Here is a 12,592-nt window from a genome sequence, read left to right on the forward strand (position 1 = left end):
GATATGAACCTGTTTTGGTTTCGTCGCGACTTGCGATTAGAGGATAACGTCGGCTTATTTCACGCTTTAAAAAACAGTGATGAAGTGCTTCCTATCTTTATTTTTGATGAAACAATACTTGCTCAACTGCCCAAAGACGATGCGCGTGTAACGTTCATTCACAAGCAATTAGAAAAAATGCAAAGCCAATTAAACTCCATCGGGAAGTCGATGGCGGTGTTTTATGGCGAACCATTTGAAGTATTCAACAAAATCCTGACGGAAAACAACATTAAAACGGTTTATACCAATCACGATTACGAACCTTACGCCCGCAAACGTGATCTGGAATTGTACCATTTATTCCAAGAATATGACATCGAATTCAAAACCAGTAAAGACCAAGTAATCTTTGAAAAAAGTGAAGTGGTTAAAGACGACGGTACGCCTTATGTTGTCTATACACCATATTCAAAAAAGTGGAAAGAAAACTTTAAGAAGATAACCTTAACAAACTACGATTCAGAAAACTACCTCAACAAAATAGCAGTCCACACCTATCCGTTTTTAAGCTTAGAAAATATTGGTTTTGAAAAATCTTCCATCCAAGTTACGCCTTATGATGTATCCGAAACGTTGATTCAAAACTACGAAGCCACACGCAATTACCCGGCGATGAACAAAACGTCCTACTTGGGCATTTACTTCCGCTTTGGTGCTGTTTCTATCCGAAAGATGGTAGCTAAAGCCATAGCCGAAAAAAACGAGACCTTTTGGAACGAACTGATATGGCGGGAGTTTTTTATGCAAATCCTTTGGCACTTTCCGCACACCACTACTAAAAGTTTCCGCGATAAATACGATGCCATCCGTTGGGACAATAACGAAGCCTTGTTCCAAAAATGGTGCGACGGACAAACAGGTTACCCGTTCGTAGATGCCGGAATGCGCGAACTGAATACCACCGGACATATGCACAACCGTGTTAGAATGATTGTGGCCAGTTTTTTATGCAAACATTTATTAATCGACTGGCGTTGGGGAGAAGCCTATTTTGCCACCAAACTATTAGATTACGAACAAGCCAGCAATGTCGGGAATTGGCAATGGGCCGCCGGTAGCGGTGTAGATGCAGCGCCTTACTTCAGAATCTTTAACCCGACAGAACAAATCAAGAAGTTTGACAAAGACTTGGCCTATATCAAAAAGTGGGTGCCGGAACTGAATACGTTAGACTATCCACTTCCTATCGTGGATCACAAAGAAGCACGAGAGCGTTGCTTAGTGACGTATAAAAAAGCGGTGGGTTAATGAATATGCTTAATTAGGTCGTAACTCAATTCTTTAAAACTGCTAATCACTTTATCGGCCTTGCTGTAATCCTGCATTTTCGAATGATAGCTGTCGTACCCTATGCAATAAATTCCGGCCGCTTTAGCCGCTAAAATACCATTGGTACTGTCTTCAATGACTATACAGTTTTCTATAGGGGTTTGTGCCAAATAAGCAGCGTGCTGAAAAATAGCCGGATGCGGTTTTGACTTAGGAAAATCTTCCCCCGAAACGATATGGGTAAAATATTGATGCAACTGAAACCTATCGAATATTCTGTTAATCGTAACGGTGGCTGAGGACGAAGCCAAAACCAACTGCATCCCATTGGCATACAATTCTTTAATTAAATCTTCAACGCCTTCCAGCAAATACAAATCTTCTTTGCTGTCAAAAGCATCGTTAAACAATTGGCGTTTGGTTTCTACCAAATCAGCCACCTCTTCTTTCAGGTTGAATTGGGCCTTGAGTCGCTCAAAAATATTTTTGGTGGAGTTCCCCGTAAACGAAGCATACATTTCGGGCGTAACCGCTATGTTGAGTTGCTTAAAATGCTGGTAGTAAGCATAATGATGTACCGGTTCGGTGTCCACAATTACACCATCCATATCAAAGATTACGGTCTGTATCATAGGTAGAGAAGCTGGGCAGCTACGTTTTTATTTTTCTGATTTTAACAAATGCTTGATCACAGTTTCGGCCGCGTGCAACCCAAAAAGACAAGGCATCCAACTGTTGGTCCCATAAAACGACTTTTTAAAGTTTTTACCATCGGTCAGTTTAACGCTGGATTGATCGGGCATTTCGGTTGAGAATACCGCTTTAATCCCTTTGGATATTTTGGCGTCTTTCAACCGCTTACGAACGTTTTTGGCCAACGGGCAATACTCTGTTCGGCTAATGTCGCGCACTTTTACTTTACTGGCCTCGTATTTGCCTCCGGCGCCCATACTGCTGATGGCTTTTACTTTTTTGCGTTTGGCAGCAATTAATAAATTCAGTTTGGGCGTTATACTGTCAATGCAATCTAAGACGTAATCAAATTCGGGTGTCACAATTTCCAACGCTCTTTCAGGCGAAAGGAACTCTTCTACTCTAACCAAGTTCAGCTCAGGGTTAATATCCATCAATCGATCCCCAACCACATGCACCTTGGGCATCCCCACGGTCGAATGTAAGGCAGGCAACTGACGGTTTACATTGGTAATATCTACCACATCCCCATCAACAATGGTCATATTCCCTACCCCGGCACGAACCAAAAACTCAGCCGCAAACGAGCCTACGCCTCCCAGTCCGACTACCAAAATATTGGCGTTTTTTAACTTGTTTAACCCTTCGGCTTTAAATAAAAGCTCTGCTCTTTCTTGCCACTTTGCCATTACTGAATTCTTATTTTTTTGGATTATTAGACTAAAAACAAGCCGCAAAAATAAACAAAAATATACAATGGTACTGTTAACAGTATAAGTCGGATTTTATAAATACGTTTAAAAAAGTTGTACATTAGCTTTCTATGCTGCATTTGTTTAAATAATGTTTGCCCGCTGAAAGCAAAGAGATTCCACGATATAAATTGTATTTATACATTGAAAATATTGCATTCGACAACGCTATCCAAAGCGGCGCCAAACTAATCAGTCCGATTTCAGACAGAGATTGGGGTGACCGAGCCTGCTATTTTGCTGATTTGGATGGCCATATTATTGCTTTTGCTGAAAAAATAAACTAACTCCTTATGAAAAAAATAACGCTTTTACTGCTACTGCTTTGTTCTCTTACCGGCTTTTCTCAAAGTACCGAAACCCAAGCCGATAATAACATTTACAATACGGCCGGTATCGACACCAAACCCGAATTTCCGGGAGGCATTGAAAAATTGAATGCTATGGTCAATGAAAGCTACCTGAAATCAGGCTATGCCTCAGAAAAAAAAGGAAAAGTATACGCTATGTTTGTAATCGAAAAGGATGGCTCGCTTACCGATGTGAAAATCTTGCGTCAGGTAGATATCCTGAAAGCCAAAGAGCTGGTTCGAATCTTAACCACCTTACCCGTAAAGTGGACTCCGGGAAAACAAAACGGCAAAACGGTTAGAGTACTTTATTCGCTCCCTTTAATCATTGGGACTTAAACCGTTATAAGATTCCCCACAAAAACAAAGCAATACCCTAATGGAAAAGAACAAAATATATACGATGATAGTGGCCGGTGTCTATCCGCATTATATTAACAAAGCCGAGAAAAAAGGACGCACCAAAGCCGAAGTAGATGCCATTATTTATTGGTTAACCGGCTATGACGAAAAGAGCTTGCAACAACAAATAGACCTACGTGTTGATTTTGAAACGTTCTTTAATCAGGCACCTCAACTTAACCCTAATGCTAACAAAATTACCGGTGTTATTTGCGGGTATCGGGTAGAAAACATTGAAGATGCCCTAGTGCAAAAGGTACGCTATTTAGACAAGTTGATTGATGAATTGGCCAAAGGAAAAGCCATGGAGAAGATTTTAAGAAAGTAAGGTTTTAAACTAAATCCACTATCACCACACTCTTACTTGCATCCTCTAACATAGGAATATAAGTTCCCCTTGCATTAATATAAAACTGTACTTCCAGTAAAGTAAATACGGTACCGATGGTATTGGCTTTTATAGGCAAGGGTAAGTTCATTCGCTTTGGCAAAGAAGTTTTGCTTTCCAGAATACAGTTGGTGCTGACTAATTCAAGGGCATCAGTGGTAAAATCAAAAGCCAAGCGATGCACCCTAAACCCAATGTAGTTGGCTGTTTCAGGAAACAGTAGGTCATTTGTTTTAAAGGTTAAAGAGTCTTTGCTAATCTGACAGGCTAGGATCATTTTAGCCTCAGGGTTAAAATTGTACCCTTTTAGTTGTTGCTTGCCTTCAAGGGTGGTTAAAGCAGTTGTCAAGTGTCGTTCTCCTCGGACAGCCGTGGTATCACAAGTAATTACTTCTCTCATTTTCTTAGTAAAAGCATTGACCACGGCCAAGTTGTTTTGTTTGGGCAAAATACCATACAAAGCCACTCGTATTGCTTTGCACAAGGAAGAAACGTTTCCGAACTCTTTTGCCGTTTGCCGACTGGGTTCATAATGAGCCGCATTTTTCAGCGTTTCCGTAGCAAAGCCGCTTACGGCCTTCACTACTACTCTATCGCCCCAAGGGTACAATACATAATTCCCTATTCTTTTAGGAAAATCACCTTCTGTTTTTAAAATAGCCATCGTAACTCTCTTTTATCTTGTTCGGGTTTTAGTCGGGTTTTGTTCGGGTTTTGTTCGTACCTGTGCTACCCTAAGGTAGGGGCAAAAAACCATCACTTTGCGAAAAAAACATCTTTTTGCGAACAAAGACAAAACAAAAACCGAACCAAAACAGACGACTAATGTATTGGAGCGTGCAAATCAACCCATAGAATAAAAAAAGGAACCCTGAAATCAAATGCCAAAAACCTGCATCCGGTTGGCTTCCACCAGCTCTTGCAAGGCTTCCACCGTAATCCCTTTGTATTGAGCGGCTAAGACATACACTTCTTCTAAGGTTTCTTCTATGGTATCGGTTTCCAGAAAAAAACGGTCATTGGGTACCGAAAGAAAGACCTCTTTTAATTCGGGATTGCGCAACAAGTATTTGCCAAAAGAAAGGTAACAGCCATGGTCAACCAAGTGCTTGGCGACTTGTGCATTTTTAGAAAACCCATGCAATACCACCGGAACACTTATCTGAAGGCGGTTTTTTATTTCAAGCAACTCCTGATACGCCGCTACCAAGTGGAGCACTAATGGCTTTTGGTGTTTTTCGGCCAAGGCTATTTGCTTTTCAAACACTTCGATTTGTAAAGTCAAAGGAATGTCGATGCGCTTATCCAAACCACATTCGCCCAAAGCCAGGCATTCGGGTAAGGCTAGTTTTTCATCAATGAGTTGCAAATCACTTGGCAATCGAGTTTCCTCAATATACCACGGATGGATGCCAATAGAATACTGAGGAATACTGCTGTCAAATGCCCATGGATACTGATTGACCAATTCCAGCCTGTCGGGTTGATTGGTAAACTTGTGCGTATGGAGATTAAAATAGGCCATGTTCAAAAATAGTGTAAAAGTTACAACGGTACAACCGGAGCGAGCGATAAAGTTTTCTACTTTTGTAGTACATCAATCATCACTTCATGCTCCTAACCGCTTTTCAACGCTATATCAATAATTTCAAGGGGTTTACTCGCGAAATATGGATACTTACCATTATTACCTTCATCAATCGTGCAGGGACTATGGTATTGCCGTTTCTTTCTAAATATTTGAAAGAAGATTTGAGCTTTACCTATAGTGAGGTGGGTTGGATTATGGTTTGCTTCGGCTGCGGTTCTATGCTGGGCTCTTGGCTGGGGGGCAAACTTTCGGATAAGATTGGCTTTTACCGCATCATGATTTTCAGTTTGCTGACTACCGGGGTATTGTTAATTTTCGTAGAGTTCATTACCAGCTTTATAGGCTTGTGTATCGGTATGTTTGTATTGATGAGCATAGCCGATATGTTTCGTCCGGCCATGTTTGTTTCTATAGGAGCTTATGCCAAACCCGAGAACCGAACACGGGCTTTAACCTTAGTGCGGTTGGCAGTGAATTTAGGGTTTTCTGCCGGGCCTGCCTTAGGAGGTCTAATCATTATGACTATTGGCTATCGCGGGTTGTTTTGGGTAGATGGCGCCACTTGTATCGTGTCCATCCTTATCTTTTGGGCACTAGTCAAAGAAAAAAAGAAATCACCTTTCTTGGATAAAGAACAACCAACTGCAGTCGTACCTCAATCGGTTTTCAAAGACAAACCTTTTTGGATATTTCAGGCATGCTGTTTAGTTTGCGGCATCTTGTTCTTTCAGGTATTCACCACCATCCCGTTATACCACGGAGAACAGTTTCATTTGAGTGAATTTCAAACCGGATTGTTGCTAACGATGAACGGCTTACTGATTTTCTTCCTCGAAATGCCGCTGGTGAGTTTCGTTGAACGCAAAAAAATCAACAAAGTCAAAGTAGTTTTTCTGGGCTGCTTCTTTATGGCTATTAGTTTGTATTTAATGCTGATTACCGCTTGGGTAGGCATATTGGTCATCATGATGCTCTTTATGACTTTGGGCGAGATGTTCTCTTTTCCTTTCTCCAACTCGGTCTCACTAAGCCGTGCCCCTAAAGGCCATGAAGGACGCTATATGGCTATTTATACTATGAGTTTCAGTATGGCTCATATCCTGAGTTCTAAAATGGGGATGCAAATCATTCAGGATTATGGCTATACGGCCAATTGGCTTTTCATGGGCACCTTGGGAATCATCGGAACCGGCTTTGGTCTCTGGGCCTATAGGCTGATACAAGCCGAAAACCAATAACGGCTACTCCCGCTCCTTCCTTTTAGTAAAAAAGCAAATTCCTTAAAATTTAGTTAAATAACTATAAATATAGTTTGTTAACTAAAAATATAGTTGTAAGTTTGGTTTCAAATACAATCACTCATGCAAAAGTTAACGAACAAGGAAGAAGAGATCATGCAAATTTTATGGAAGTTAAAAAAAGCTTTCGTAAAAGATGTATTGGCCGAGATAACAGAAGACCAGCCACATTATAACACCCTTTCCACTATCATAAGAAACTTGGAAGAAAAGGGATTTGTAGCGCACAATGCGTATGGTAACACCCATCAGTACTATCCTATTGTAAAAATGGAAGAGTACAGAAAGCGGTTTATGAATACGGCTATTGAAACCTATTTCAATAGTTCTTATAAAAACATGGTTTCCTTTTTTGCCGAAGAGGAAAAGATATCAGCAGATGAATTACGGGAGATTTTAGCTATAATCGAGAAAAAGCAGTAGTATGGAAACACTATTCATCTATTTAGTAAAATCGAGCGGACTGTTAGCCATGTTCTATTTGGCTTATCACTTTTTAGTACGCAAAGAAACGTTCTTTGACGGCAATCGTTGGTTTTTATTAGCCGGATTGTTTACCTCAGCCTTGCTGCCTTTGTTCTTTATCAAAAAAATAGTTTGGGTAGAAAGACCTAAAATGGCATTGGAAGATTTAGTGGCTTACACCCAACAAGCGACCTCAAACACAAAAGAAATACAAGCTGTTGAAGCATTTGATTGGATGCAACTTATTTGGATTGGTTATAGTCTCATTGCATTAGTTTTAGTGATTAGAATTGTGCTTAATTTATACTCACTCTATCGAATGCTTCACAAACAGCAAATGTTTAAAAGAGAGGGGTATACACTAGTTGACTTAGACGATAACATCTCCCCTTTTTCGTTCTTCAACTACATCGTGTACAACTCCGATTTTTATACCGATGACGAGCTCCAAAGCATCATATTACACGAGCAAGTACACAGCAAAGAACGCCACTCGGCTGATATTTTAATTACCAAATTGTTCTGCGTAGTTTTCTGGTTTAACCCGTTTATATGGTTGTATAAAAAAGCCATAGCGCAAAACTTGGAATACATAGCCGACCAAAAGGCCATTCAACAACTGGACGACCGACAAGCCTACCAACACGCTTTATTAAAAGTAGTTTCTCATCAAAACTGCCTATCCATCACTAATCATTTTTATCAATCATTAATCAAAAAACGAATCGTTATGTTAAACACCAATCAATCACACAAAAGAAACACCTGGAAGTATGCGGTAATTCTGCCGGCCTTAGTTGGTTTTGTACTGTTATTCCAAATCAAAGTCGTAGCACAAGAAATCGATTTGGCCACTTGGACCAAAAACATCAGCAACCCTAATCAAGTTAGCGTCAAAATTGATAAAAACTGTTCTGATGCCCAACTAAAGCATGAAGCGGCTAAACTAAAAGACGAGCACGGCGTAACCCTGAAATTTTCAAAAGTAAAACGAAACACTTCGGGTGAAATTACCTGTATCAAAGTATCCTATAAAGATGAAAACGGTAAAAAAGGTACTACTCAAGTAAGCGGTGACGAGCCTATCAAACCGATACTTTTCTTTAAAAACAACCAATCTATTGGCTTTGGTTCGCCTAAATCATTCCGAGTGCATGCCAATGGTACTACTGCCGGCAACGGAGAGCATTTTGTCTATAAATTTGATGACAGCATTCCGGAAAACTATAATGTTGATATAAACATAGAGGCTCCGGAAGCCCCTGAGGCACCGGAAGCGGCAGAAGCACCCGAGGCTCCTGAAGCCATGACGTGGATTAATAGTGACAATGGGAATTCAAAAATCGTTATCAAAAAAGACGGGAAAGCGCCTTTAGTTATCGTTGACGGAAAAGTGATGGAAGGAGATGAAAGTATTTTGTCTAAAAAAGAAATAGACGAACTTAAAAATTCCTTCAAAATGAATATTGACGGTGAAAGCGCTCAAGTCATCATCAACGGACAAGATATGGCCAAAATCAGAAGCAATGCCTTGGCAGATGCCCAAGTTCAAATGAAGCGAATGAGTCCGCAAATCAGAGCACAAGTAAAAAGAGAAATGCAAAGAGCCCATGCGGATATGGAACGTGCCAAACCGGAAATAGAGCGTGCCCAAATGGAAATAGATGCCGCAAGACCCGAAATGGAACGCGCTAAAGCAGAAATGCAAAAAGCCAAAGATGAAATGATTAAGGCCAAAGAAGAAATGCTGAAAGCCAAAGCCGAGTTTGAAAGAGAAAGAGCCAACTTGAAAAAACCGGCGAAAAAATAGTTAAAAAAGTGTAAAACCTTATTTTCGAAAAAAGGAATCCTTATAAGTTTGTTACAGTTTTAAAAACGATTAATAAACCCATTTAATTTTTAAAAATCATGAAAAGTAAATTGTTTTATTTATTGCTGCTAATCCCGCTAATTCACTTACCATTAGTAGCACAAGGTAAAAAGGCATTGGTTTTAAGCGATAAAAAACCAAGCGATAACATTTATATGACTTGGAATAAAAGCACGCCTGAAACCGAAATGAACGACGACATCAAAGCATTGTCCGAACATGGCGTTACCATTAAGTACTCAAACCTAAAACGCAACGACAAAGGAGAAATCACAGCTATTAAAGTAGAGTATACCGATGCCGGCGGTAGCAAAGGCACGATGGAATTAGACAACCAAAAACCAATCAACACCATCAAGTTCTTTAAGCAGAATGAGGAAGTAGGTTTTGGCGACCCGAGCAATTCACAAAACGACATATTTTCTTCAAAGTTTGGCAATCCGAACACTATGGATAAAGCATTCAGCTTTAATTTCAATGATGAAAAAGACGCTCCATTTGGCAAAAGCAGTTCAAGAATTATTATTCAAAGAGATGATAAAAAGCCTTTGGTGCTGGAGGATGGCAACGTTATTGAAGGAGGCGATGATTACACAAAAGAAGAACTGGACGAAATAAAAAAGAACAACAAAATGGAATTATTCAGTAATGAAGAGATTCCGGGCTTCCAATTCAATCAAAATAATTTTGGGGATATGGCCGAGCAAATGAAGAAAATGCAGGAACAAATAGATCAAATGATGGCTAAAAAAGGAATAGCCCCATCGGAAAAATCAAAAAATGACCCTGAAGATTTAAAGAGTTCTAAAGAGGAACTGCAAAAGGCTAAAGAAGAAATGCTGGACGCTAAAAAGGAAATGGAGAAAGCTAAGAAAGAATTACAAAAAGCAAAATCAAGCTTGAAAACACAAAAAGCCTAAACCGTAACAAAAACTAACAAAAGACCACTAAACTCTTAGTGGTTTTTTTATACACCAATCAATCAAAAAATGAACAATCAAATCAAAATGTTAATCAGTGCGCTTGTCCTAATCTCCGGAATAGCCAAAGCACAATCGGCTCTTAAGATCAAAGGCCGCGTAATGTCTTCCACTAATAAAACGCTGAGTCAACTCCCGGTAACACTGCTTGCTGCCAAAACGGCTACGGTTATTAAAATAGAAGTGACAGATGCGGAAGGGAATTTCGAATTCACCAACCTAACGGAAAACGACTATCAAATCCGAATAGAAGACCCGGCGTATAAAGTGATGCAGAGTCAGACTATAACTCTCAATACCAACAATCCTATAGTGGAGTTACCTCCTATCCCATTAACAGAAACGGGAGTCAACCAGTTAAATGAAGTGGTAGTTAAAAAGAAAAAGCCTTTAATCGAAAATAAAATTGACCGCACGGTAGTCAATGTGGATGCGTTGATAACAACTGCCGGTGGTGACGCCATGGATGTTTTAGAAAAATCACCCGGAATTTCCGTGGATCAAAACGGCACGATAACCTTCAAAGGAAAAAGCGGTGTTCAGGTTTTCATAGATGACAAACCCACCTATTTATCGGGGGCCGACTTAGAAGCCTATTTAAAATCACTACCGGCCAGCACATTGGATAAAATAGAATTGATGACCAATCCTCCGGCAAAATACGATGCAGCCGGTGGCGCCGGAATCATTAATATAGTTTCGAAAAGAACCAAAGCTAAAGGATTCAACGGGAGCGTAACCTCAAGAGTTTCACAAGGGAAAAGAACAGGGACTCGACAAGGCGTGAATATGAATTATTTGAATGATAAAGTACGTCTTTTTGGAAACATTGGGTATGCACGTCAAAACCCGATTAATGATTTGTTTATTTTCAGGAAATTTAAGAATGACGACCAAACCACTAAAAACCTTTTTTATCAAAACAGTTATTTAAACTATGAGGTACAGACGGCTAACACCAAGTTGGGCTTAGATTATTATGTTTCCGACAAAACAACGCTTGGTATCGGACTTACCGGCATCTTAAAAAAAGGCACCAAAAACTCAGCGGTAAAAAGCGAACTGACCGATGCCAACAACGTTTTAGATTCAACAATAATTGCCCAAAACAACGAGAAAGATAAGTTCAGCAATGGCGGCATTAATTTAAATTTCAGGCATGAAATGGATACGCTTGGCCAAAAAATAACGGTTGATGTTGACTATCTAAACTACACTACTTCAACCAAGCAACGCTTTACTAATTTTATTTACCAACCCGATAATTCACTTTCGAGTCAAGATGAACTGAGAGGGTATTTGCCGGCGGACATCAACATCTATTCCCTCAAAACTGATTATACTCTACCGGTAAAAAATGGTGGGCAATTGGAAACCGGCTACAAAGTCAGCTACACCCAAACCGACAATATAGCCGATTACCGCGATGTAATTAACGACAACGAGATTCCTAATTACAAATCGAGCAACCATTTTAAGTACGATGAGATTATTAATGCTGCCTATGTGAATTTTAACACCAACTATAAACGATTTACTTTTCAAACCGGTTTGCGTCTTGAGAACACCGAATCCAGAGGAAATCAGTTAGGTAATGTGGAACAAGCTTCTTCTAAATTCAAACGAAATTACACCAGTTTGTTTCCTACCGTTTATGTACAATACAAACTGGATTCTATAGGAAACAATCAACTAGTGCTTAACTACGGCAGGCGAATTAACCGTCCTTATTTTCAGGATTTGAATCCTTTTGTTAGTCCGTTGGACAAGTTCACCTTCTACTCCGGAAATCCGTTTTTGAATCCTTCGTTTGCTAATAATTATGAGCTGTCTTATCGCTACAAAGGATTTTTTCAACCACGTTGAGTTATGGTTCCTCTAAAGATGAAATTAATGAAACCATTGAAATCAATAATGGAATTTACTACAGCCGCCCGGGGAATATCGGGAAAAGCGAGATTTACAGTCTTAACCTGAATGCTGAAATTCCGTTTGCCAAATGGTGGACAGCCAATGTTTATAGTGAAGTAACTCATGCGCGCTATGTTAGTCAACTTTATACTGAAGATTTAAGATCCTCAGGGACTTTCTGGTATTTTATGATGAATAACAGTTTTAAACTTCCGAAAGGCTGGTCAGCAGAAGTAAACGGTACTTATCAAACCGATATAGTCTCCTCACAATTTGTATTATTATCGAGATCGAATATTAATTTAGGCGTTCAGAAGAAAATCTTAAAAGATAAAGGCAGTTTGAAATTGGCAGTCAATGACATCTTTTACTCCGCGCTTAACAACGGTATCATCAAAAACTTGCACAATACCGAAGCCCATTGGAGAAACAAAGGTGACTCACGCTATGTAGCCATGACATTTGCTTATAGTTTCGGGAAATCCTTTACCCCAAAAAACCAATACGATGCCAATGGGGCCGAAAGTGAAAAAAACAGAGTAAAAGACTAATTTTTAAAACCATCAAAAACAAGATTGAGG

The 12,592-nt window shown here is 39.7% G+C and carries 12 protein-coding genes and 1 pseudogene; 9 read left to right on the top strand and 4 right to left on the bottom strand.

Annotated features, from left to right (window positions below; translation table 11 throughout):
- The first annotated feature begins 3 nt into the window (after nt 1–3).
- Nucleotides 4–1,290 (top strand): cryptochrome/photolyase family protein, encoded by a 1,287-nt coding sequence (locus tag GUU89_RS12765; RefSeq protein ID WP_162128280.1) that lies wholly within the window; start codon nt 4–6, stop codon nt 1,288–1,290.
- Here GUU89_RS12765 and GUU89_RS12770 read toward each other — a convergent pair.
- The gene (locus tag GUU89_RS12770) at nt 1,287–1,943 is read right to left on the bottom strand and encodes an HAD family hydrolase (RefSeq protein ID WP_162128281.1); all 657 of its coding nucleotides are present in this window, start codon (nt 1,941–1,943) and stop codon (nt 1,287–1,289) included. The genes GUU89_RS12765 and GUU89_RS12770 overlap by 4 nt on opposite strands.
- 27 nt (nt 1,944–1,970) lie before the next feature.
- Complete coding sequence (locus GUU89_RS12775) at nt 1,971–2,693, bottom strand: tRNA threonylcarbamoyladenosine dehydratase (protein ID WP_162128282.1); 723 nt, start codon at nt 2,691–2,693, stop codon at nt 1,971–1,973.
- 194 nt (nt 2,694–2,887) lie between these two features.
- Between GUU89_RS12775 and GUU89_RS12780 the strand changes: the two genes are divergently transcribed.
- Genes GUU89_RS12780 through GUU89_RS12790 form a run of 3 tightly spaced genes read left to right on the top strand, consistent with a single transcriptional unit; the run spans nt 2,888 to nt 3,836 of the window.
- Nucleotides 2,888–3,043, top strand: a complete 156-nt coding sequence (locus GUU89_RS12780; protein ID WP_202924459.1) for a VOC family protein — start codon at nt 2,888–2,890, stop codon at nt 3,041–3,043.
- A gap of 6 nt (nt 3,044–3,049) precedes the next feature.
- Nucleotides 3,050–3,445 (top strand): energy transducer TonB, encoded by a 396-nt coding sequence (locus GUU89_RS12785; RefSeq protein ID WP_162128283.1) that lies wholly within the window; start codon nt 3,050–3,052, stop codon nt 3,443–3,445.
- Nucleotides 3,446–3,485: 40 nt separating this feature from the next.
- Nucleotides 3,486–3,836: a DUF2200 domain-containing protein gene (locus GUU89_RS12790; protein ID WP_162128284.1), complete on the top strand. Its 351-nt coding sequence runs from the start codon at nt 3,486–3,488 to the stop codon at nt 3,834–3,836.
- Between the two features lie 4 nt (nt 3,837–3,840).
- On the opposite strand, the gene GUU89_RS12795 is transcribed toward GUU89_RS12790, so the two are convergent.
- The gene (locus tag GUU89_RS12795; RefSeq protein ID WP_162128285.1) at nt 3,841–4,560 is read right to left on the bottom strand and encodes a hypothetical protein; all 720 of its coding nucleotides are present in this window, start codon (nt 4,558–4,560) and stop codon (nt 3,841–3,843) included.
- 213 nt (nt 4,561–4,773) lie between these two features.
- Nucleotides 4,774–5,421 (bottom strand): TatD family hydrolase, encoded by a 648-nt coding sequence (locus GUU89_RS12800; RefSeq protein ID WP_162128286.1) that lies wholly within the window; start codon nt 5,419–5,421, stop codon nt 4,774–4,776.
- Nucleotides 5,422–5,507: 86 nt separating this feature from the next.
- Between GUU89_RS12800 and GUU89_RS12805 the strand changes: the two genes are divergently transcribed.
- The 5 genes and pseudogenes from GUU89_RS12805 (at nt 5,508) to GUU89_RS12825 (ending at nt 12,562) form a co-directional block, all read left to right on the top strand.
- Nucleotides 5,508–6,725 carry an MDR family MFS transporter gene (locus GUU89_RS12805; protein ID WP_162128287.1) on the top strand — a complete coding sequence of 406 codons (1,218 nt, stop codon included), beginning with the start codon at nt 5,508–5,510 and terminating at the stop codon, nt 6,723–6,725.
- Between the two features lie 123 nt (nt 6,726–6,848).
- Nucleotides 6,849–7,208 (top strand): BlaI/MecI/CopY family transcriptional regulator, encoded by a 360-nt coding sequence (locus GUU89_RS12810; protein ID WP_162128288.1) that lies wholly within the window; start codon nt 6,849–6,851, stop codon nt 7,206–7,208.
- 1 nt (nt 7,209) lies between these two features.
- A complete protein-coding gene (locus tag GUU89_RS12815; RefSeq protein ID WP_162128289.1) occupies nt 7,210–9,060 on the top strand; it encodes a M56 family metallopeptidase in 1,851 nt (616 codons plus the stop codon).
- A gap of 98 nt (nt 9,061–9,158) precedes the next feature.
- Entirely contained in the window at nt 9,159–10,040 is an 882-nt protein-coding gene (locus GUU89_RS12820) for a hypothetical protein (RefSeq protein WP_162128290.1), read from the top strand.
- 87 nt (nt 10,041–10,127) lie between these two features.
- Nucleotides 10,128–12,562: pseudogene (locus GUU89_RS12825) on the top strand (outer membrane beta-barrel protein).
- Nucleotides 12,563–12,592 lie beyond the last annotated feature (30 nt).

It is taken from the genome of Flavobacterium phycosphaerae (assembly GCF_010119235.1).
GTDB lineage: Bacteria > Bacteroidota > Bacteroidia > Flavobacteriales > Flavobacteriaceae > Flavobacterium > Flavobacterium phycosphaerae.